This is a genomic window from Conexibacter woesei Iso977N (assembly GCF_000424625.1).
Taxonomy (GTDB): domain Bacteria; phylum Actinomycetota; class Thermoleophilia; order Solirubrobacterales; family Solirubrobacteraceae; genus Baekduia; species Baekduia woesei_A.
This window is the reverse complement of record NZ_AUKG01000001.1, coordinates 1,231,117-1,251,854: the sequence shown is the minus strand read 5'-3', so window position 1 is coordinate 1,251,854 and position 20,738 is coordinate 1,231,117. Positions and strand designations below refer to the sequence as shown.

Genomic DNA, 20,738 nt, shown 5'->3' with positions numbered 1-20,738 from the left:
GCGACCTCCAGAACCTGCGCCAACCACCGCGGCCGAGCACTCGCGAGCTCCGGCCAGACGAGCTCAGAGCTTCAGCGCGTGCTCCTCGACGATCCGGCGCTGGACGTCGGTCAGCGCGACGTCCTCGCCGCGGGCAAGGCGCTCGGCGGCCTGCGCCACGGTCAGCCCGACGCCCGTCAGCACGGAGCCGACGACCGGCGGGACGTCCGCGCCGCAGACGCCGCTCACGCAGTTGGGGTCAGTCGACCGGCTGGCCATTCGCGGTCAGCGTGACGTCGATGTTCCCGCGCGTGGCGTTGGAGTACGGGCAGACCTCGTGCGCCGCGCGGACCAGCTCGACCGCCGCGTCGTCCTCGACGCTCGGCAGCGAGACGTGCAGCTCGACCGAGAGGTCGAAGCCCTTGGCCTCGTTGGGGTGCAGCGACACCTTCGAGTCGATCCCGACGTCGCCGGTCTCGGCCTTCGACCGCCGCGCGACCGCGCCCAGCGCGCCCTCGAAGCAGGCCGCGTAGCCGACCGCGAACAGCTGCTCGGGGTTGGTGCCGCCGCCCTGGCCGCCCATCTCGGTCGGGAGGCGCAGATCGACCTCCAACGCACCATCGCTCGTCTTGCCGTGGCCCTCGGCGCGCCCGCCGGTGACGTGGGCTTCAGCCGTGTACAAGGTCTTCGCCATGCACCGACCCTAGCGTCCGGTCGGCCTGGTCCTGCTCGGCGTCGAACGCGAGCAGCTTCGGGAACGCGAAGACGATGCCCGCGACGCCGACCACGCAGGCCAGCCCGCCGGAGATCACCGAGAAGCGCGGCGAGGCCAGCGCGGCGACCGAGCCGGACTCGACGTCGCCCAGCCGCGGGCCGCTGGTCACGACCAGCGAGAAGACCGCCGACATCCGCCCGCGCAGGTGGTCGGGCGTCACGGTCTGGTTGATCGACGAGCGGCAGACGGCGCTCACGCTGTCCGCCGCGCCCGCGATCGCGAGCATCGCGGCGGCCAGCCAGAGCGAGTGCGCGACGCCGGCCAGCGCGATCGCCGCGCCCCACGCGACGACCGCCCAGATCACGATCCGCCCCAGCCGCCGCGCGTGCGACAGCCAGCCCGTCGACAGCGCCGCGACCGTCGCGCCGGCCGCGACCGAGGCGTACAACAACCCCGTCCCGCCCGCGCCCGTGTGGTAGACGCTGACCGACAGGACCGGGAACAGCGCGCGCGGCATCCCGAACGTCATCGCCAGCAGGTCGATCGCGAACGAGCCCATCAGGGCGCTCTCGCCGCGCACGAACCTCAGGCCCTCGCCGATCGACTCCAGGACGCGCGCGGGCTGGTCGGCCTCGAGGTCGACGCCCTTGGGCAGCTGCGCCCTCATCGCCCAGACGGCGCCGAAGATCGCCAGGCAGGAGATCGCGTCGATCGTGTACGCCGCGCCGAGGCCGAAGGCGGCGATCAGCAGCCCGCCGAACGCCGGGCCGATGACCATCGTCAGCGTGTTCAACCCGTAGTTCAACGCCAGCGCGGGGCGCAGCAGCTCCGGCTCGACCAGGTTGGGGATGATCGACCCCGCGGTCACGTTCTGGATCGCGGTGAAGCCCGCCATCCACGCGCCCAAGACGTACAACAACCCGATCGGCGGCGAGCCCGCGTAGGCCAGCGCCGCCAGCGCGCTGGCGCCGAGCACGAGGCCGATCTGGTCCAGCAGCAGCAGCTTGCGGCGGTCGTGGCGGTCGGCGAGCGCGCCGCCGAGCAGCGCCATCGCCATCAGCGGGATCAGCTCGACCGCGCCGAGCAGGCCGGTCAGGAACGCCGACCTCGTCTCCACGTAGAGCTGGTAGGGCAGCGCGACGAGCGCAGCCTGGGTCCCGAGCCCCGTGATCAGCTCGCCGCCGAGCAGCAGCCGGTAGTCGCGCGACGCGCGCAGCGGCGTGGTGTCGACGGTGGCACGGGAGAGCAGGCGGCGCAGCACGGGACGGCCACGATACGGGCCGTCGCGGAGTCCCGATCCCTAGAGTCAGACCCAGTGAAGCCCGAGATCGTTGTCTTCGGCCTGTCGATCAAGACGTTCGGCCTGTTCTTCGCCCTCAACTTCGCCGCGTGGGGCCTGCTCGCGGCCCGGCGGCTGAAGGAGCTCGGCCGCCCGGTCGACTGGGCCTACGAGATGGTCACGGTCGCGCTGATCGGCGGCCTCGTCGGCGCGCGCGCCTACTACCTGGTGCAGAACCACGACTCGCTCAGCCTCGGCGACGTCTTCGGCGGCTCCGGGCTGATCTGGTACGGCGGGCTGCTCGGCGGGGTCGTCGCGGTCCTGACCTGGGCGCACAGGCGCGACTTCGTGTCGCTCGACCTCGTCGACATCGCCGGCCCCGGCCTGGCGCTCGGCTACGCGATCGGCCGGATCGGCTGCCAGGTCTCCGGCGACGGCGACTACGGCAAGCCGTGGGACGGGCCGTGGGCGATGGGCTACCCGCACGGGACCGTGCCGACCGACCCGGGCGTGACCGTCCACCCCACGCCGATCTACGAGACGCTGACGATGGGCCTGCTCGCGTTCGCGCTGTGGCAGCTGCGCGACGTCGTCCGGCCCGGGCTGCTGTTCGCGTTCTACCTCGTCGGCGCCGGGCTCGAGCGCTTCCTGGTGGAGTTCCTGCGCCGCAACGAGCACGTCGTGCTCGGCCTCACGGCCGCGCAGCTGGAGTCGCTGTCGCTCTTCGTCGCCGGGACGGTCTGGATCGTCGTCGTCCTGCGCAGGCACGGCTCGCTGGTCCTGCCGGAGGGCGAGCGGCGGACGCGCGGCGCGACGCTGCGTGACCCAGACGTTCCGCTTGTGAGCACATAAGCACCTGAATCTGCGCAGAGTCGTTCAGCGCTTTCGACGTCGAGGTGGTTCTCCGCTAGGGTCCGCGCCCCTTCCGCTCCCACCGGAAAGGCACTTTGCCCTTCACGCCCTGCCTCGACGTCACCCTGCGGCTCGCCGCGGTCCCCGCGACCACCCGGACCGCCGTCCGGCTCCAGGACGAGCTCACCGCCCTGGCGGAGGACCCGCGCCGCTGGGCGTTCCGGTCGTTCACGGCCACGGCCGACGGCGACGACCTCGTCGTCCACGCCCGCCTGCTGGAGCCGATCGAGGACCTCTACGCCGCCGACCCCGACGCGCCCGGCGACGTCTCGGCGACCGACGTCGTCCTGGAGCTCCTCAACCGCCACTGCGCCGCCTGGCGCGCGCTCGACGTCGGCGAGCGCCCGCTGCGCCGCGAGGTCGTGCGCGTCCGGCGTCGCTTCTGGACCGCCGGGATGGACGCGCCTCAGGAGACCAGCCGCACCTGATAGCTGCCGCGGCTCGGGCCGCCCGGCAGCCGCACGTAGCCGCCGCGCACCGGGAAGCGCCTCCACGCGCCCGTCCAGCGGCGCGCGTCGACCGCCCTGACGCCGTCGCGGACCGCGAGGATCGTGCTGTCGCCCAGCCCGACCGCGATCCCGTTGGCGAGCGCCTTCTTGATCGGGACGCACGTTCCGCCGAGGCTCGGGCCGAGCATCCTTGCGAGCTTCGGCGAGCCGCTCGGCATCGACACCGAGTCCATGCAGACGTAGTGCCTTCCGGCGACCAGGAACACGTCCTTGGTCAGGACGCGCGCGGTGCTCGGGTCCTCGCCGAAGCGCCGCGCACCGGCCGTCTTGTCGATCACCGCCTGCCAGCGTGCCGGCGGCCTGGCGCCGTCGCGCAGGGCCCGGAACCACGTCGCCGGGTCCTCGTCGCCCGGGCCGGCGCCGGGGTGCGGGAGCAGGAGCAGCCGATCGCGGTTGGCCTGCGTGTCGGGCAGCGACTCGTAGGTCGTGAACGTCCAGACCTCGCGCGTCCCCTTGGGGTTGCCGGACAGCACGAGCCGCAGCGGACGGCCGGTCTCGGGTTCGACCTCGTAGACGACGTCGCCCAACGAGATGTGCTTGAAGACGACGCCGAAGCGACCGCCACCGAGGTCGCGCAGGCGGTGCTGCTGGTAGGCGAGCCGGAACGCGACCATCGGGTCGCCGAAGCGGAACGTGACGTCCTCGCCGGTGAGCGTGCGCCTCTTGGGCAACGTGGTGTCGTTGTAGGTGTCGCTGACCGACATCCACGCCCGCGTCCTACGGCCGACCTGCCGGTAGTCGAAGGAGACGTGTGGCCTGCTGTGATGGAACTCGGTCCAGACGACGTGCATCGTCGCGCCGCGCTTCCAGCCCTCCTGGCGCTGATGGGAGCGCTGCCGCCCGTTGGCGTCGAAGCCGGCCATGTCGATGCGCCAGTGGGTGACGCCGTGCGCGGCGCTCGCCGCGTAGGCGCGCGCGGCGAGGTCCGGGGTCCCGGCCCCGCCGCCGCCGAGCGCCAGCAGCAGGAACGCCACCGCCGCGCCCGCGGCGGCCAGGACGCCGGCGGCGGGGAGCAGGCGGCGGCGCGGGGCGCGCGGCGCGCGCGGCTCCGGGCCCGCGAGCGCGCGGGCGGCCAGCGTGGCCGGGAGCTCCAGCGCGTCCGGGTCCGGGACGGGGTTGGCGGCGCGCAGGTCGTCGAGCAGATGGTCGTTCATGTTGTGGTCACCTCGGAGGAGTCGGCGGGTGCGGTCCGGCCCAGCTGCGCGGCGAGCCGTGCCCGCGCGCGATGCAGCCGCGTGTGCACGGCCTGCGGCGAGCAGCCCAGGACGCGCGCGGCCTGCGCACCGTCCAGGCCCTCCCACGCCGTGAGCATCAGGACCTCGCGGTCGGCGGGGCGCAGGGCGGCGAGCGCCTCGCGCAGCTCGGCGCCCGCGCCGGCATCCCCGCCCGGCGCGGGCGCAGCCTGATGCCCGCGCGTGGCGAGCAGGCCGAGCACGTCGTGCAGCGCCGCGCGCCGTCGTTCCGCGCGGCGCTCGTTGGCCAGCAGCCGCCGCGCGACCGCGTAGAGCCACAGCAGCGGCTCGGCCTGCGGGATCCGGTCGGCGCGCCGCCAGGCGATCACGAACACCTCGGCGGCGACCTCCTCGGCGGTCGCCCGGTCGGCGCGCCGCAGCGCGTAGGCCAGGACGGCGGCCGCATGGTCTGAGAACAGCCGCTCGACGGCCGGCGCATCGTGCACGACACCTCCATGTCCACGCGCGCGGCGATCCTTACCGGTGATCACTATCCGCCAGCTTCCCACGTGCCGAAGTGGCACGCAGACGCTCCGCTCCCGCTACCGTCCCGGGACATGGCGGACGACGAGCTGCTCGACGTGTTCGACGAGCGCGGCTGGCACACCGGGGTCAAGCGCCGCGACGCCGTCCACCGCGACGGCGACTGGCATCTCGCCTTCCACCTGTGGGTGGTGCGGACCGATGGCGTGCTGCTCCAGCGGCGCGCGCCGGACAAGTCCTCCTGGCCCTCGTTCCTCGACGCCAGCGCCGCCGGCCACCTGCTCGCCGGTGAAGCGGTTCAGGACGGGTTGCGCGAGGCCGAGGAGGAGCTGGGCACCGTCTATGTGTTCGACGAACTGGAGTCCCTGGGGGTGCACCGGGTGGCCGATCCGGAGCGCTCGGGCATCGTGAACCGTGAGCTGCAGCATGTCTTCGCGGTGCGCGACGAGCGCCCGCTGCAGGAATGGACGGCGTTCGACCGCGTCGAGGTGGCCGGGCTCGTGCTCGTCGATCACGACGCGTTCACCACCCTGGCCACCGAAGCCGCTGACGGCAACGCGTCCAGCGCGTCGACCGTCAGGGGCCGGGCCTGGGACGGAACGGACGTCCAGGACATCGAGGTCGACGCATCCGAACTCGTCCCCGCACCGTATCTGCCCCTGATCGCTCCGGATCTGCGCCGCATCGCGGGCGTGACCATTTAGCGCTCAGCAAACGCCATCGATTTTCAGTTGTGCGGAATCCCCCGATCGGAGGATTGACTAGGACTGAGTGTCTTTGCACAATTCCAGCAGGCGAACCTGAACAGAAATTGCCCAAGCCGACTGGCCGGGCAGCTAAGGTTCGCCTCCACCGCCTTTAGAAGTCACTACCCCTGGACGGACTGTGAAGCCCATCACCGCCATTGATGATCCGCGCTACGTGAAGGCCATGAGCCATCCCGTGCGTGTCCGGATCATGGCCATGCTCTCGGAGCGCAAGGCCAGCCCCAACGAGCTGTCGCAGTGGCTTGGCACCACGCTCGGCGCGACCGCTTACCACGTGCGTACGTTGCACAAGCTCGGCCTGATCGAGCTCGTCGACGAGACGCGCGTCCGTGGTGCCGTCGAGCACCACTACAAGGCCAAGGCACGCCCGAAGGTCACGGAGGAGAACTGGTCGAAGGCTTCGCCCGTGGCGAAGCAGGCGGCCGTCGGTTCCCAGCTGAAGATGCTGGAGGACTACACGAACGCGTCGGCCGCGGCCGGCGGGTTCGACCGCAGCGATGCCGTCCTCGAGCGCAAGACCGCGCGCGTGGACGACAAGGGCTGGGCCGCCATCACGGCCGAGGCCGCGAAGTTCCTGGAGAGGATCGACAAGATCTCGGCGGACGCCGAGAAGCGGATCGCCAGGGCCGGCGACGAGGGCGCGATCGACGCCGGCGTCGTCCTGCTCGGCTTCGAGTCGGTCCCGCTCAGCAACCAGATCCCGGAGTCCACGAAGAAGAGGACTCCCATGAAGCGCACGCGGCGCGCCTCCGCTTAGAGCGGCAACGCGCCACACTTCAGAAGTTCTTCACGACGCCCTCGGCGGGCTCCTTGCCACTGGCAAAGAGTTCCACCGGGGGCGTCTGTCGTACTGGTGGAGCTCTTCAAAGCGAAGGCCCGCCGGAGCGGGCCTTCGAACCATTCGGATGTCGCTGTCGGCTAGACCAACGTGAAGCGCCCGACGAGCTCCTCGAGCTCGACGGCGGAGCGCGCGAGCTGCTCGGCGGAGGTGGCGATCTCGGTCGCCGACGCGGAGGTCTCCTCGGTCGAGGCCGAGACCTGCTCGGACGACGCAGACGACTGCTCGGCCACCGCGGCGACCTCGGTCATGTCGGCCTGGACGCGCTCGGCGGCGCCGTTGATGCGGGTGATCGCCTCGTCGATCTGGCCGACGCGGTCGGTCATCTCCTCGATCGACCCGCCGATGGCGACGAACGACTCGCGCGCCTGCTCGACGGTGTGGGCGCCGTCGTCGGTGCGGCGCTGGCCGGACTCGACGACCTCGACGGCACGGCCGGTCTCGCTGACGATCTCGCCGATCAGGCCCGCGATCGACGCGGCGGCCTGCTGGGACTCCTCGGCGAGCTTGCGGACCTCGTCGGCGACGACCGCGAAGCCGCGGCCCTGCTCGCCGGCGCGGGCGGCCTCGATCGCCGCGTTGAGCGCGAGCAGGTTGGTCTGCTCGGAGATCTGGGTGATCGTGTCGACGATGCCGCCGATCTCCTCGGACTTGTCGCCCAGCGCGCGGATCGCGCCGGTCGCCTCTGAGGAGGCCTCGCGGACGGCGGTCATCGCGTCGGTCGCCTGGCGCACGGCCTCGGCGCCGGCGGCGGCGAGGTCGCGAGCGCGGTGGGCGGCCTCGCCGGTCTCCTGCGCGCGGCGCTGGCCGGCGAGGGTCGCGTCGGCCATGTCCTCGGTGAGCTGCTTGGTCGAGCCGACCGCGCGCACCTGGCGCTCGGTGCCGGCGGCGACCTCGGCGACGGCGTTGGCGATCTCGCCGACGGCGCGGCCGGTCTCCTCGGAGACGGCGGCCATCTGCTGCGAGGCGGCGGAGACCGTGGACGCGGTGCCCGCGACCTGGCCGATCAGGCCGGCCAGCGCGTCACGCGACGCGTTGTAGGCGTCGATCGACGCGCCGGTGGACTCGCGGACGGAGTCGACCGCGCGGGCCAGCTCGCCGAGCTCGTCGCCGGACGCGTCGGTCAGCGGCTCGGTGGTCGGCGCGACCGTGACGGTCAGGTCGCCCTGCGCGAAGCGGTCCAGGCCCTGGCGGAGGTCCGCGGTGTCCTGGTCGCGCAGCGCGGCGAGGCGCTTGACGACCGCGTTGATGCGGGCGGCCATGCGGCCGGAGATGACCAGCGCCAGCGCGATCCCGACGAACAGCGCGAGGACCAGGCCGATGACGATGTTGCGCTTGGCGGTCGACGCGCGGTCCTGGCTGTGCTGGGCGAAGTCGTTGGCGTGCTTGACCTGCGCGGCCTGCCAGGCCTTCATCGCGGCCTTGACGTTGTCCCACTCCGGGTTGTCGATCGCGGCGGCGGCGGCCTTCTGATCGCCACCGTCCTGGAGCTTGCGGAACGGCGCGGCGGTCGCCTCGTACCTGGCGACGGCGGCCTTCAGCGCCATGGCCTGCTTGTAGGTCGGGTCGCTCGGCCTGAACTTCGCGTAGAGCGCGGTGAGGTCCTCGTGGTCGCCCTTGAGGTCGTCGATGACCCCGGCCGCGTCCGCCTTCGTGTAGACGAGCAGGTAGTGCAGCTGGTCCTTGCGGATCTTGTTGGTCAGGGTGGTGATCTCACCCATCGCCTCGGTCTGCGGCACCGTGGCGTGGCCCAGCGTGTGCACGTCGTCGGCGACGCCCGAGAGCTTGGTGAGGGCCAGCCCGCCGATCGCGGCGGTCAGCAGGAACATGGCGGCGAAAGCGGCAAGCAGCTTGCCACGCACGGAGAGGCTCATGACCGCTTGGTCGGCCGAATGCCGGCGTTGTTCATCCCCCGGCTGGGGGACCGACGGGTCCGGATGCGCCGGTTTTGCAGCGCTTCCGGGACGCCGCCGTCCTACTTAGGACCGCGGAAGGACCCTCACCTTCGGGGGCATCTCGAACGGCTTGGGCGGCGGCGCGTCGTGCGGGCGCAGGCGCGTCCGGCCGGACTTGCGCTCCAGCTTGTGGCCCGCGAGCTCCACCTCGTACAGCGCCTGGGCCGGCATCTGCAGGCCCTCCCTGCGCATGTCGGCGACCGACAGGCCCTTGCTGCCGGCTTCTTCCAGGAGGCGGAGGGCCAGGCGGCCGTCGGGCGTGGTGAGCGGTCGTTCCGAGGACATCGAGGGTCGGAGGCTAACGGTCGCGTCGGCTCGACCGCGCGCCAGATCCATCGCGGGCTCTCATCTCGTCTTGAGGTTCTGCTCAGGTTCGGGGAGGAGCTTGTGCGTCATGGCTCCCTCGACGCTCCCCATCAGCGAGGACACCCGCACCACCGTCCTCGACGCTCTCCCCCGCACCGGCTTCCGCAATCGCCGCGAGATGGTCCCGCTCTCCGAGGCCCCCGATCCCGGCCGCTACCTCGAGCTCGACGACGCCGACTCCGGCGAGCGCGTCCTGCTGCCGCTCCACGACGGCACCACGCACCTCGGCCGCGGCTTCGCCGCCGACATCCGGCTCGAAGACCAAAGCGTCTCCCGCCGCCACGCCATCCTCCACCTACGAGCCGCCGGCTCAGCGCGACTGCTCGACGACCGGAGTGCCAACGGCACCTTCGTCAACGGCCGCCGGGTGACCGAAGCCGACCTGTCAGACGGCGACGTCGTGGTGCTGGGGCGCGTGGTGTTGACGTACCGCGCGATCACGTAGCCACACTCGCTCAAGCTTGTCGATCGGCCTCTTCGTCCCTTGGGTCAGGTGGAGGCGAGTCGGTGAACAACGCCGCCAGCCAGTACCCCGCCGTGAACATGAGGAAGCCAGCGCATCCGCCTCCGATCATCGCTGCCCCCAGGTAATACAAGGGACCCGAGTCGAAGATCTTAACTATGACCGCGCCCGGGATGGAGAGCGTTAGACATGCGGTCGCTAGACAGCCAATGAAGGAACGCACGTGCTTATTTGTTCCCAGTCAGGTCACTTGCCTCCGAGGTCGTTACACGTGTCCTCGTATTCCGCCCCGTAGCAGGTGTAGAGCCGCGCCAGGGGCCGGAGACCTTCGCTCCATCCGTAGTACAGGACATTGCCTGCGATCCCCTTGCCGGTAATAGCCCCCGAAACGCATCCGGCAGCTGCGCCGCCCGCGCTACCCCGTAAAGCACCAACGGCTGCGCCTCGCACGCAACCTCCAGCCGCCTTGTTTACGGGGTGGAGCACTCGGTCGATGCCGGACGTGAGATCGCAAACGGGCAACGTCACGCCCGCGCATGAGTAGAGGCCCGTCGGATCAGCCTGGCTAAGCGGGTCGCCACCGGCGTAGACATACTGGTTGGCCTGGGTAAGGTCGGAAGCCTGCTGGAGGGGGTCGTGCTGGGTCCAGCGGCCGAGGGCCGGGTTGTAGAAGCGGGCGCCGAAGTGGGTGAGGCCGTTTGAGAGGGACTGGCCGCCGGCGAAGAGGAGGTCGGTTGAGGCGCCTGAGCCCGAGGAGGCCGGTGTGCCGTCAGGGTCGTAGGTCCAGGAACGAGCCACCGAGCCGGAGGTCAGGAGGGCGGTCGTGGAGCCGAGGTTGTCGGACACGTAGTAGTCGGTGCCCTGCAACGTGGTTCCGCTAACGCGTCGCTGAGCGACGGCGTTTCCTGAGGGGTCGCGGATGATGTAGGTCTTGGCGGTACCGTTGATCTCGGCGGAGAGGCCGAGGGCGGTGTATTGCATGGACGTCGAGCCGAAGGACGCCAGCTCGTTCTGGGTCGGCGAGAGGTAGCCGAGGCTGGTCGAGCCCATCGCCGTCGTCCGGTTGTACGAGTCGTAGGCGAACGACCCTCCCGGACCACCGGTCAGCTGGTTGCCGTCGGCGTCGTAGGTGAACCCGGTCCCGCCCGTCGGCGTGCTGTTGCAGGCGTTCGCCGAGCCCCCGGGCACCGTCCAGCACAGCTGGTTGTTGTTGTTGTACTTGTAGCTGGTGACCGCGTCGGCACTCCCGGTCAGCCTGCGGGTCTTCGACGTCCGGTTGGAGGCCCTGTCGAACGTCCACGCCAGCTCGTCGGTCGTCGAGCCGTTGACCTTCTTGGCATCGGCCAGCTGACCGGTCTGGTCGTACCTGTACGACGTGGCGTTGCCGGCGAGGTCGCTCATCGAGCTGACCTGCGCGCCCACCCGGGCACCGGACGCGTCGGTCCAGCCGTAGCCGTACGAGCGGCTCTGGATCACGGTGCCGCCGGAGCTCTTGGTGACGATCGAGGTCGGGCGCCCGGACTGGTTGAGCGACGTCGTCGTGGTCGCACTACCGGGCATCGTCGTAGTGATCGTCCGCGGCGTGCCCCCGGTCGTGCCGTCGTCGTAGGCGTACCTGACGACCGCGCTGCTGGGATCGGTGATGGACGTCACGCGGTCGATCGCGTCATAGCCATACGTCGTCGTCCCGCCGGTCGTCGCCAGCGTGTAGAGCTGGCTGTTGAGCGTGTAGGCGTACGTGTTGCTCTGCCCGGACGGGAACGACTCGCTGCTCACGCGGTTCAGCGCGTCGAACCCGTAGGTGGAGGTCGTCGTCGTACCGCCCCTCCTCTCGTCGCGCTGCGTCAGGTTGCCGTCGGCGTCGTACGTGTACCTGAAGTAGTCGCCGCTGCCCAGCAGATCCTTGGTCATGTGGTCCATCGCGTCGTAGGAGAACGTGTGGACCTGCCCCTTGCCGTCGGTCAGCGTCGCCAGCCGGCCGAGCGAGTCATAGGTCATGCCCGTGGCCCCCAGCTGCGTCCCGACGACGCCGTTGGTCCCGGCCGCCGGCGGGTTGATCGACGTCAGCTGCCGCAGCGAGTTGTAGCCGAACGTCGTCCTGTTGCCGTTGCCGTCGGTCGCCGAGCGCAACGTGCCGTCGCGGGCGACCGTGTCGCTCCCGGACGGGTCGTAGCTCAGCGTCGCCTGGTTCTGCGCCGGCCTGCTCGAGTCGCCGTCGGCGACGTTGGTCAGGTTGCCGGAGGTGTCGTAGCCGAACGTCTGGAACTGGCCGTTGGAGCCGGTGTAGCGGGTCGGGCGGTAGGTCTGCAGTGCATCGCTGCCGCAGGCGGCCTCCGACGGATCGCCGCAGTAGTTGACGCCGAACTGCTCAAGCCGACCATCCCTGAGCCCGGTGTAGCCTCCGGTCGTGTTGTTGGTGGGGTTGGTCCCCGTGTTGGCGTAGGTGAGCGTGCTCAACCGCGCGTTCTGCGTCCCGGTGCCGTCGCCGAACGTCTCGGTGTCGCCGTTGGGCGTGTACCTCGTGTCGGTCTCCTCGCCGAGCGCGTCGACCGCGGTGTTGACCTGGAGCTGCTCGTTGTAGGTGTAGGTCGTCTGCCCGTCGGTCGTGCTCGACGTCGTGCTGTTGCCGACCGGGTCGGTCACGACGGTCCTGTGGTTGGTGAAGTCGTAGGAGTACGTCGTGGTCGGGTTCTTGACCGGGTTGGTCGGATCGGCCGGATCCAGGACCCGGACCACCTTCGTGACACGCCGCGCCCCGAGCGACGGCGTGTCCCAGTCGATCGTGGTCACGTTCCCGAGCGGATCGGTGATCTTCGACAGGTACCCGTCGCTCGTGTAGTCGTAGGACGTGCTCCTGCCCGCCGGGTCGGTTGCCGACATGAGCCTCGTGTTGTCCGACCCGCCCTGCGTGAAGCCCCACGACCGCGTGCCGTCGGACTCGCTCGTCACGAAGTTGTTGGCGTTCTTGGACTGCGTGATCGTGTGGTTCTGGGTTCCAGCGAAGACGTTGTTGGACCCGGAGGTGATCGCGATCGAGATGGTGTTGTTGTTGCGGTCCTTGATCCCCGCCAGGTAGCCGGAGCCCAAGTAGTAGTACTTGCGCCCCGACTGGTTCTCGGTCAGCCGGTAGGCCGCGCTGGCGACCGAGTCGGCGCTGCAGCCGGTCGTCACCCCGACCTTGCACAGCTGCGCGTTGCCGCCGTCGGGCGTCCTGTAGCCCCCGGATCCGTCCGGCGCGTAGCGCCAGTGCGCGCCCGACTCGTCCCACAGCATGATCGAGTTGTCGTTGTCGACCCGCAGCCCGGCGTCCTGGTAGTTGGCGACCCACCCGCGCCCGTAGGTCGTCCAGACGTTCGCGAGCGTCGAGTCCCAGCGGCGCGTGACCTGGAGACCGTGGCCCGCCGTGCCGGGCATCGTGAAGTCGCCGTTCTCGTAGGTCAGCACGCCGTCGGCGACGTTGACCGAGAGCGACGAGCGGTCCGACAGCTGCTGGGTGTCGCGGGTGAACGAGCCGCGCGCACCGCGCTCCGGGAGCCACGACACGTCCAGCGCCGGCCACTGCGCCGACGAGCCGTCGGTCGACGTGAAGGTGTAGGCCTGGGTCGGCGACCCGGCGTCCGCGGCCAGCTGCAGGCCGTAGTCGCCCTGCGTGCCCCACACCGCGCGCTGCAGCGGCGCGACCGGCGCGGCGAAGTAGTACCAGTAGCCCTCGTGGTTGACGCTGGACGGCGCACCCACGTCGCCGGCCGCGGCGCTGACGTCCCCGCCCGGCGTGGACCACGCGGTGGTCCCGTCCGCGGTGTTCCACGTCGCCGCCGAGGTCCAGTTCCTCGTGATCGGCCGCAGCCGCAGGTTCGACGACGACTGCGTGGCGCTGCCCGGCTCGAAGAGGGCGAGCGTGGCGTCGTAGACGCGCGCGTCCTGGGGGATCGCGGACCTCAGGTTGAAGTACAACAGCGAGTTGTAGGACTGCGAGGACGACGAGCCGGCCCTCAGCGTCGGGTCCGCGCAGAACGACGTCGACGCCTGCGAGCCCGAGGCGACCGTGCAGTCGCGCTGGGCGCCGTGGAAGCGCATCGTCCAGTCGGTCGCCCAGTAGACGTCGGGATCGACCGTGACCGGGAAACTGCGCGCGGGGTCTTGGAGCCAGGCCCGGTCGACGCTCAGCGTCAACCGCCAGCCGGCGGCCGTCCTGGCGAGCGTGAGGTCCGACGCGTGCGACACCGCCGGCGTGGCGGCGGAGTCCCACACCACCGGCGCGCCGAACCGGAAGCGCACGTCCCCGCTGCCGTCGACCAGCTCGACCGCGCCGTCGCTCGCGGTCCGCGCCGTCAGGCCGTCGCTGGCGATGAGGTCGTAGGCGAAGACGCGCTGCGCGTCGGGCGACGCGAGCGTCAGCGTCTCCTTGAGGCCGTCGCTGACGGCCTGGTAGGCGGCGTCGACGCCGCCTGCGGCACCCGGGAACGTCGCGGTGTCGCCCGCGACCGTCGCCGGGCCGGTGGCGCCGACCAGCGCGAACCTCACCCAGGCGCCGTCCTTGCTGACCGTGAACGGCTGGGAGAGCGACGTCGGGATCAGCGCGTCGCCGGAGTTCGCGGTGCGGTGGACGTAGCCGCTTCCGGCGTCCACGAGGGTGTCGTCGATCGACCGCCACACGTCGCCGTCGCGGTAGTGGACCGGCTCGGGGTAGATGCGCGTCACGTGCGTGCCGTCGGCCCGCTCGAACGTCTTGGACTGCTCGGTGCGATCCGAGACGACCTCGGTCCCGAGCCCGGAGAGCTGCGCCGTGTGGGTCCCGGCCGCCGATGCACGCGCGGCGCCCTTGAGCGCGTTCGGGCTGCTGACGGAGGCCGCGTCCTGGGGCGCGTCGGCCTGCGAGACCGGGCCCATGACCAGCGCGACGCACCACGCCGCGATCACGCCCAGCAGCGATACGAGCAGCACGAAACGAGACGACCGAACGCCCACGACCAACCCCCACGGTTGTTGCAACTGACCGGTGACCTGGCGGGCCGCGGACGCCCCCACACGGGACGCGGTGAGCACTGAACACCAAAGAGGCGGGTGTCGTCAAGGATCTGACCATCGCGTGTCGGGACAAAGACGCTCCATCGCTGAAGAGCGTTTGCGCGTGCGCCCCTCGGGTACGTCGCTTCGGATTTTCGACAGTTAGCAGCGTTGATCGAACCGCGAGCATGCGCACGCGGCCTTGTCAGGGAGGACGAAATGATGACCGGCGAAGGACGGAACGCCCGGCAGCCCGCAGCGCAAGCACGATGGGTCGGTAGCCCTGGCGGGCCGTTGATGACGTGGTGCTCGACGCCCGCGGGCGGGCGGGCGAGCAGCGGCGTGCTGATCGTGCCGCCGGTGGGCTACCAGTGGTGGAGCACGCACCGGACGCTGCGGACGCTCGCCGAGCGACTGGCGGCCGCCGGCCATCTCGTCGCGCGGCTGGACCATCACGGCACCGGCGACAGCGTGGGCGATCAGTGGGAGCCGGGTCGCGTCGCCGCGTGGCGCGCGGGGGTCGCCGCGGCGGTCGGGGACCTGCGCGCGCAGGGGTGCTCATCGGTTACGGTCGTCGGCGTGCGCCTCGGCGCGACGCTCGCGGTGCTCGACGGCGCGGCGCTCGGGCTCGACGCGCTCGCCCTCTGGGCGCCGGTGACCTCCGGGCGCCGCTGGGCGCGGGAGATCCGGATGCTCGCGCAGCCCGTCCCGGACGACGACGCCGGGGCCGTCGCCGCGGCCGGCACCGTCTTCAGCGCGCAGACGCTCGCCGAGGCCGGAGCCCTCTCGGCGCTCGACGCCGGCGCCGCTCCCGCCGCGCGCGTCCTGATCGCCGACGCGCGTCCCGATGCGAAGCTCGCCGACCACCTCGCCGCGCTCGGCTGCGCGGTCGACGCCCACGCGGTCGACGGCGGCGAGACCGCCCTGGACGCCGCGACCGAGGAGGCGACGGTCCCCGAGACGGTCGTCGGCGCGATCGCCGACTGGCTCGGACCGGCGCCGGTCGAGCAGGCGGGTGAGCACGCGCCCGACGCGCCGCCGGCGACCGCCGCCCTCGCCTGGCGCGACGGGCAGGTCGAGGAGCGGGCGGTCCGGCTCGGCGACCTCGGGCTCGCCGCGATCGTCACGACCGGGCTCGACGTCGCGCCGACCGGCCGCACGCTGCTCTTCCTCAACACCGGCTCCGAGCCGCACGTCGGCCCGGGCCGCGCATGGGTGGAGCTCGCGCGCACGCTCGCGCTCGACGGCCACACCTGCGTCCGCGCCGACTGGCGCGGCTGGGGCGAGAGCCCGGACGGCGGCGCTCCCGGCCGTCCCTACGACGAGCACGCGATCGACGACACGATCGCGCTCGTCCGCGCCCTGCGTGCGGACGGTCACCGTCACGTCACGCTGGTCGGGCTGTGCGCGTCGGCGTGGGTGGCGCTGCAGGCGGTCCTGCGCGAGCCGGTCGACGGCGTGATCGCGCTCAACCCGCAGATGTACTGGAACTTCGGCGACCCGATCGAGGCGACGCTCACCGAGACCCGCCGGCGCCGGACCGAGGAGATCGCCGCGATCCGCGCCGGCGCCGACAGCGGCCGCTGGGACGAAGAGGACCGCGCCGGTTCGCGCCCGCGCGAAGCGCGATGGCTCGACGACCTCGCTGCGACCGGCATCCCGACCACGCTCCTGTTCGCCGAGGGGGACGACGGGTTCGAGTTCCTCACCGATCGCCTTGCCATCCGCCTGGCCGAGGCCCAGCACCACGGCCTCGTCGTCCGCGAGCTACCCCAGATCGACCACCCACTGCACCGCGTCTGGGCCCGGGACATCGCCACCGCAGCGATCACCGACGCCCTCGCAGCACCCGTCACCGACCGCGACACCTAGCTCCGCGCGCGGGCTGCAATCGCCATCGCGGATCGAACAGGCGAGAAGCAGCGTCACGTCAGCGGGCTTCCGGCGACGACCTCGACCACCAGAAGTAAGCGAGTTGTAGGACAACGAAGACCCCGGTGATCGTCGCGAGCACCCAGTGCCTCTCGGTTGCGTTGGCGACCGTGATGAGCGCGGTGCCGCTCGCAAGGAAGATCGAGGCCCTCGGCGTCACGCGCACCCGCCAGGAGCAGCCATTACGCCTGCCCCGGGATCGCGTCGACGACGCGCTTCGCTTGCAGCAGGCCGAGGCCGCGGAGCTTGCGGAGGCGGCGGATCGCTTCGATCGCCTGGCCTTCGCGCGCCAGCGTGATGACCTCCGCCGGGATCGCCTCGGTCGGCGGCACGTTGGTGATGCCGAGACCTGCGGCGAGGAGGCGCGCTTGCAGCGCGAGCGCGAGGTCGTCCGGCTCCATGCGGAAGCGCGTTCCCGCACGACGAGCGCGTGCGCGCCAGGTTTTTGACAATCGAACACTTCCGATATATCGTGATGTTCGTTCGATAGATCAAAGACGAAAGGAGCACCACATGACTGGTGCATCGTTCGCAGCGCCAACTGGGCGCTGCCATCACAAGGGCCGTCACGAGCGTGGCGGCATCCCCGAGCTCTTCGCGATGATGGGCCGTGGCCGTGGGTTCGGCCCGGGCCCCGGCGGTCCGGGCGGCTTCGGCGGTCCCGGTGACTTCCGCGGCGGCGGCGGGCCCGGTGGGCACCGCGGGCCGCGTGGCGGCCGGCGTGCGCGTCGCGGAGACATCCGCTCGGCGATCCTCCTGCTCCTGGCCGAGGAGCCGCGCAACGGCTACGGCCTGATGCAGGAGATCGAGGAGCGCAGCGGCGGCGTCTGGCGCCCGAGCCCCGGCTCGGTCTACCCCGCGCTGTCGCAGCTGGAGGACGAGGGCCTCGTCCGCGCGACCGAGACCGACGGGCGCAAGTCGTTCACGTTGACCGACGAGGGCACCGCCCACGTCGACACCAACCGTGAGCGAATGGGCACCCCGTGGGAGACGGTCGGCGAGGGCGCTCACGACGAGCTCCACGAGCTCCGCCACGCCGCCCAGGCGCTGGCGGTGGCCGCGATGCAGGTCGCTCAGACCGGCAGCAAGGGCCAGCTCGGCGAGGCCAAGGCGATCCTCGAGGACGCCCGTCGCAGCCTCTACCGGCTGCTCGCGGGCGACACCCAGCAGGACCAGCAGGACCCCGAGCAGTAAGGACTGCTGACTCCTCTCCCCTCCGCAGCACCGCAGCATCCGCAGCACCCGCGCCGGGCCGACACATCGTCGGCCCGGCGCGCGTCGTACCCGACACCCCGTCCCTTGCGGGCGACACGCCGCGTCGCGTTTCATCCCCGGGATGTCGCGGAGCCGCTTCGGCGCCAAGGTGCGCCTGACCCCGCTCGTCGCGCTGATCTTCTTCAGCGTGTCGGGCGGCGCCTACGGCCTGGAGCCGCTGGTCTCCTCCTCCGGCCCCGGCATGGCCTTCGTCCTGCTGCTCGTGACCCCCGTGATCTACGCGATCCCGGTCGCGCTGTTCACGGCAGAGCTCAGCTCAGCGATCCCCCACGAGGGCGGCACCTACGTCTGGGTCAAGCAGGGGCTCGGGAACTTCTGGGGCCACCAGGAGGGCATGTTGTGGTGGATCACCTCGTGGGTCGACATGGCCCTCTACCCCGTGATGTTCGCCGACTACCTGGCCGGCCTGATCCCCGGCGTCGCCGACGGCGCCACGCCCCTGATCCACATCGCCGGCTTCGACTTCGACCTGCACTGGCTCGTCGGCGTCGGCTGCGTCGTGATCCCGTTCACGCTCCTGAACCTCCGCGGCGCCAAGGCCGTCGGCGACAACAGCACCATCTTGACCGTCATCGCGCTGGCGCCGTTCGCCCTGCTCGCCGCGTGGGGCATCCCGCAGCTGTTCTCCCACGGCGTCGACCCGATCGGCCCGTTCACACCCGAGCACACCGGCGCCGTCGGCGCGTTCGGCGCGGGCCTGTGGATCGTCATGTGGAACTACTGCGGCTTCGACTCGATCGCCCAGGTGACCGAGGAGGTCGAGAACCCGCAGCGCAACGTCCCGCGCGCGTTGTTCTACGCCATCGCGCTGATCGTCGCCGCCTACGTGATCCCGCTGCTCGGCGCGCTCGCCGCCGGCGGCTGGCAGGACTGGGACGACGGCAGCTTCGTCGGCGTCGGCAAGCAGCTCGGCGGCTCCTGGCTGGGCCACGCGATCACGATCGGCGGCCTCGCCTCGGCCGCCGGCCTGTTCTCCAGCCTGCTGCTGACGAACTCCCGGATCCCGTTCGTCCTGGCCGAGGACGGCTACCTCCCGCGCCGGCTGGTCAAGCGGTCAAAGCGCTTCGGGACCCCGATCGCCGCGATCGTCCTGTGCAGCGTCATCTACGCGCTGTTCGCCACGAGCAAGTTCCAGACCTTGGTCGTGATCGACGTCTTCCTGACCAACATCACGTTGTTGCTCGAGCTCGCCGCGCTGATCGCCCTGCGCCGCAAGCGCCCGGACCTCGAGCGCCCGTTCAAGATCCCCGGCGGCGCGCTGGGCATCACCATCATGTCGGTCCCGCTCGTCGGCGTGATCGTCTTCGCCGCCGTCGAGCAGTTCCGCGACGAGGGCTGGACCGCCTTCTGGTGGACGGCCGGGACGCTCGGCCTCAGCCTCGTGAGTTGGCCTATCGCTCGGTGGGCGGCAGGAGCTTCCCGGGGTTCAGCACCCCTGCCGGATCCAGCCGACGCTTGACCGCCCGCAGCACCTCGACGCCCAGCGCGCCGTCCTCCGCGCCCAGCCACGGCGCGTGATCAAGGCCTACAGCATGGTGGTGCGTGAGCGTCGCGCCGGAGTCCGCCAGCGCGTCCATGACGGCCGCCTTCGCGCCCGACCACTGCCCGACCGGATCGTCCTCGGAGCGCCGCGCGAGCACCGTGAAGTACAGCGACGAGCCCGCCGCGTAGAGGTGCGACACGTGGCACGCCACGACGACCGGACCCTCCAGCGCCTCCTGCAGCGCCGCGCCGACGCGGTCGTGCAGCGCGTGGATGTCGCGCCAGGACGTCGCGGTCTCCAGCGTCTCGATCAGCATCCCGGTGCCGAGCAGCTCGTCGCGCAGGCGCGGCGCGCGGAAGCGCCCGTGCTCCCAGGACGCGGCGGCCTCGGCGCCGAGCGGCGTCGCACCCGCAGCACGCAGGATCGCCTCCGCCGCGTCAGCCCGGCGCGCGACGTCATCCGCGAAGCCCTCCCAGCCGACCAGCAGCAGGCAGCCGCCGGCGTCGTCGGTCCCACCGCCGCCCGTGGCCACGCCCATCGCGGTCTCGACCTCGTCGCTCAAACGCGCGAGATCCGGCCGCGGCCCGCGCTGGGCGAGCGTCCGCAGGATCTCCAACCCCGAAGCCAGATCGGCCACGCGCCAGCCCTCGTGGCGCCGCTCCTCCGGGACCGGCCGGACCCGGACCGTGACCTCGGTGACGACGCCGAACGCGCCCTCCGAGCCCAGGACCAGCTGCTTGAGGTCCGGCCCCGCGGCGCTGCCCGGCGCGCGCCCGAGCGCGAGGTCGCCGGACGGCGTGGCAACCCGTACATGTTCGACGAGCGCGTCGAAGCGGCCCCAGCCGGTCGACAGCTGCCCGGCCGAGCGCGTCGCCGCGTAGCCGCCGATCGTCGCGCGCTCGAACGACTGCGGGACGTGGCCGAGCGTGAACCCGTGCTCGCCCAGCAGCACCTCGGCGCGCGGGCCGGTCAGGCCGGCCTGGAGCGTCGCGGTCCAGGAGATCTCGTCGACCCCTACAAGTTGGTCCAGCCGCGCGAGGTCCAGCGCGATCACGGCCGCGAACGCGCCGCGCTCCGGGGCGACACCACCAACAACGGAGGTCCCGCCGCCGAACGGCACGACCGCCACGCCGTGCTCGGAGCACGCTCTCAGGACCGCCCCGACCTCGTCGTGATCGGCGGGCGAGACGACCGCGTCCGGCGCGGCCGGCGGCGCCGCGCTGCGCCGGATCAGGTCCAGGTACGACATCCCGTTGGCGTGCGCCGCGCGCGCCGGCGCGTCGAGCGACAGCCCGGCCTCGCCGACGACCGCGAGCAGCGCCGCGCGTGCCGACTCGGGCAGGGCGCTGTCGCCCACCGCCAGCTCCACCGCCGCCGGCGAGCCCGCCGCGAACGCCGCCTCGTCGACCGCGAAGACCTGCGTCAGCAACCCGCGCGTGGACTCGGAGACCAGCGGCTCCGCGTCGGCGTCGGGGGCGGCCCAGCGGGCCGCGGGGTCGAAGTCACCGGTGCGAGTCGTCGTCATGTCCGTGGCAATGTTACA

General features: G+C 71.6%; 18 protein-coding genes. 8 read left to right on the top strand and 10 right to left on the bottom strand.

Annotated elements, in window-relative coordinates; translation table 11 throughout:
- Positions 1-63: 63 nt before the first annotated feature.
- From H030_RS0106065 to H030_RS29700, 3 genes are read right to left on the bottom strand one after another with little or no spacing between them, the layout of a single operon-like run.
- Positions 64-228: a hypothetical protein gene (locus tag H030_RS0106065; RefSeq protein ID WP_155891866.1), complete on the bottom strand. Its 165-nt coding sequence runs from the start codon at positions 226-228 to the stop codon at positions 64-66.
- Between the two features lie 10 nt (positions 229-238).
- Entirely contained in the window at positions 239-673 is a 435-nt protein-coding gene (locus tag H030_RS0106060) for an organic hydroperoxide resistance protein (RefSeq protein WP_027005465.1), read from the bottom strand.
- Positions 648-1,955, bottom strand: a complete 1,308-nt coding sequence (locus H030_RS29700; RefSeq protein ID WP_051221832.1) for an MFS transporter — start codon at positions 1,953-1,955, stop codon at positions 648-650. The genes H030_RS0106060 and H030_RS29700 overlap by 26 nt, the downstream gene beginning before the upstream one ends.
- A gap of 54 nt (positions 1,956-2,009) precedes the next feature.
- Here H030_RS29700 and H030_RS29695 point away from each other — a divergent pair, with 54 nt between their 5' ends.
- Both H030_RS29695 and H030_RS0106045 read left to right on the top strand, forming a co-directional pair.
- Entirely contained in the window at positions 2,010-2,825 is an 816-nt protein-coding gene (locus tag H030_RS29695) for a prolipoprotein diacylglyceryl transferase (RefSeq protein ID WP_081690550.1), read from the top strand.
- A gap of 95 nt (positions 2,826-2,920) precedes the next feature.
- Entirely contained in the window at positions 2,921-3,313 is a 393-nt protein-coding gene (locus H030_RS0106045; protein WP_027005464.1) for a hypothetical protein, read from the top strand.
- Here the strand turns inward: H030_RS0106045 and H030_RS0106040 are convergent.
- Both H030_RS0106040 and H030_RS0106035 read right to left on the bottom strand, forming a co-directional pair.
- On the bottom strand, positions 3,292-4,548 hold the full coding sequence (locus H030_RS0106040) for a hypothetical protein (protein WP_027005463.1): 1,257 nt from the start codon (positions 4,546-4,548) through the stop codon (positions 3,292-3,294). The two genes, H030_RS0106045 and H030_RS0106040, sit on opposite strands and share 22 nt — an antisense overlap.
- Positions 4,545-5,072 (bottom strand): RNA polymerase sigma factor, encoded by a 528-nt coding sequence (locus tag H030_RS0106035; protein ID WP_027005462.1) that lies wholly within the window; start codon positions 5,070-5,072, stop codon positions 4,545-4,547. Before H030_RS0106035 ends, H030_RS0106040 begins: the two co-directional genes overlap by 4 nt.
- Positions 5,073-5,183: 111 nt before the next feature.
- Between H030_RS0106035 and H030_RS29690 the strand changes: the two genes are divergently transcribed.
- Complete coding sequence (locus H030_RS29690; protein WP_051221830.1) at positions 5,184-5,813, top strand: NUDIX hydrolase; 630 nt, start codon at positions 5,184-5,186, stop codon at positions 5,811-5,813.
- Between the two features lie 226 nt (positions 5,814-6,039).
- A complete protein-coding gene (locus tag H030_RS36450) occupies positions 6,040-6,633 on the top strand; it encodes a winged helix-turn-helix domain-containing protein (protein ID WP_155891864.1) in 594 nt (197 codons plus the stop codon).
- Between the two features lie 161 nt (positions 6,634-6,794).
- Here H030_RS36450 and H030_RS0106020 read toward each other — a convergent pair whose 3' ends face one another.
- Both H030_RS0106020 and H030_RS39550 read right to left on the bottom strand, forming a co-directional pair.
- Positions 6,795-8,588, bottom strand: a complete 1,794-nt coding sequence (locus H030_RS0106020) for a methyl-accepting chemotaxis protein (protein WP_027005460.1) — start codon at positions 8,586-8,588, stop codon at positions 6,795-6,797.
- Between the two features lie 105 nt (positions 8,589-8,693).
- The gene (locus H030_RS39550; RefSeq protein WP_027005459.1) at positions 8,694-8,954 is read right to left on the bottom strand and encodes a hypothetical protein; all 261 of its coding nucleotides are present in this window, start codon (positions 8,952-8,954) and stop codon (positions 8,694-8,696) included.
- Between the two features lie 109 nt (positions 8,955-9,063).
- Between H030_RS39550 and H030_RS36445 the strand changes: the two genes are divergently transcribed.
- Positions 9,064-9,480 carry an FHA domain-containing protein gene (locus H030_RS36445; protein ID WP_027005458.1) on the top strand — a complete coding sequence of 139 codons (417 nt, stop codon included), beginning with the start codon at positions 9,064-9,066 and terminating at the stop codon, positions 9,478-9,480.
- Positions 9,481-9,744: 264 nt separating this feature from the next.
- Here the strand turns inward: H030_RS36445 and H030_RS0106005 are convergent, their stop codons facing one another.
- The gene (locus tag H030_RS0106005) at positions 9,745-14,442 is read right to left on the bottom strand and encodes an RHS repeat-associated core domain-containing protein (RefSeq protein ID WP_027005457.1); all 4,698 of its coding nucleotides are present in this window, start codon (positions 14,440-14,442) and stop codon (positions 9,745-9,747) included.
- Between the two features lie 360 nt (positions 14,443-14,802).
- On the opposite strand from H030_RS0106005, the gene H030_RS0106000 reads away from it, so the two are divergent.
- The gene (locus H030_RS0106000) at positions 14,803-16,377 is read left to right on the top strand and encodes an alpha/beta fold hydrolase (RefSeq protein WP_027005456.1); all 1,575 of its coding nucleotides are present in this window, start codon (positions 14,803-14,805) and stop codon (positions 16,375-16,377) included.
- Positions 16,378-16,619: 242 nt separating this feature from the next.
- Here H030_RS0106000 and H030_RS0105990 read toward each other — a convergent pair whose 3' ends face one another.
- Entirely contained in the window at positions 16,620-16,838 is a 219-nt protein-coding gene (locus H030_RS0105990) for a hypothetical protein (protein WP_027005455.1), read from the bottom strand.
- 112 nt (positions 16,839-16,950) lie between these two features.
- Here H030_RS0105990 and H030_RS29675 point away from each other — a divergent pair, with 112 nt between their 5' ends.
- Complete coding sequence (locus tag H030_RS29675; protein ID WP_196809016.1) at positions 16,951-17,631, top strand: PadR family transcriptional regulator; 681 nt, start codon at positions 16,951-16,953, stop codon at positions 17,629-17,631.
- A gap of 142 nt (positions 17,632-17,773) precedes the next feature.
- Positions 17,774-19,171: an APC family permease gene (locus H030_RS0105980; RefSeq protein ID WP_035125906.1), complete on the top strand. Its 1,398-nt coding sequence runs from the start codon at positions 17,774-17,776 to the stop codon at positions 19,169-19,171.
- On the opposite strand, the gene H030_RS29670 is transcribed toward H030_RS0105980, so the two are convergent.
- On the bottom strand, positions 19,104-20,720 hold the full coding sequence (locus tag H030_RS29670) for an FAD-binding oxidoreductase (protein ID WP_051221828.1): 1,617 nt from the start codon (positions 20,718-20,720) through the stop codon (positions 19,104-19,106). The genes H030_RS0105980 and H030_RS29670 overlap by 68 nt on opposite strands.
- Positions 20,721-20,738 lie beyond the last annotated feature (18 nt).

Bases quoted from the DNA above. Each gene is read 5' to 3' on its own strand.
- H030_RS0105980 (WP_035125906.1), top strand. From the start codon at position 17,774: ATGTCGCGGAGCCGCTTCGGCGCCAAGGTGCGCCTGACCCCGCTCGTC.
- H030_RS36450 (WP_155891864.1), top strand. From the start codon at position 6,040: ATGAGCCATCCCGTGCGTGTCCGGATCATGGCCATGCTCTCGGAGCGC.
- H030_RS0105990 (WP_027005455.1), bottom strand. From the start codon at position 16,838: ATGGAGCCGGACGACCTCGCGCTCGCGCTGCAAGCGCGCCTCCTCGCC.
- H030_RS29675 (WP_196809016.1), top strand. From the start codon at position 16,951: ATGACTGGTGCATCGTTCGCAGCGCCAACTGGGCGCTGCCATCACAAG.
- H030_RS39550 (WP_027005459.1), bottom strand. From the start codon at position 8,954: ATGTCCTCGGAACGACCGCTCACCACGCCCGACGGCCGCCTGGCCCTC.
- H030_RS36445 (WP_027005458.1), top strand. From the start codon at position 9,064: ATGGCTCCCTCGACGCTCCCCATCAGCGAGGACACCCGCACCACCGTC.
- H030_RS29670 (WP_051221828.1), bottom strand. From the start codon at position 20,720: ATGACGACGACTCGCACCGGTGACTTCGACCCCGCGGCCCGCTGGGCC.
- H030_RS0106000 (WP_027005456.1), top strand. From the start codon at position 14,803: ATGACGTGGTGCTCGACGCCCGCGGGCGGGCGGGCGAGCAGCGGCGTG.
- H030_RS0106060 (WP_027005465.1), bottom strand. From the start codon at position 673: ATGGCGAAGACCTTGTACACGGCTGAAGCCCACGTCACCGGCGGGCGC.
- H030_RS0106040 (WP_027005463.1), bottom strand. From the start codon at position 4,548: ATGAACGACCATCTGCTCGACGACCTGCGCGCCGCCAACCCCGTCCCG.
- H030_RS29690 (WP_051221830.1), top strand. From the start codon at position 5,184: ATGGCGGACGACGAGCTGCTCGACGTGTTCGACGAGCGCGGCTGGCAC.
- H030_RS0106020 (WP_027005460.1), bottom strand. From the start codon at position 8,588: ATGAGCCTCTCCGTGCGTGGCAAGCTGCTTGCCGCTTTCGCCGCCATG.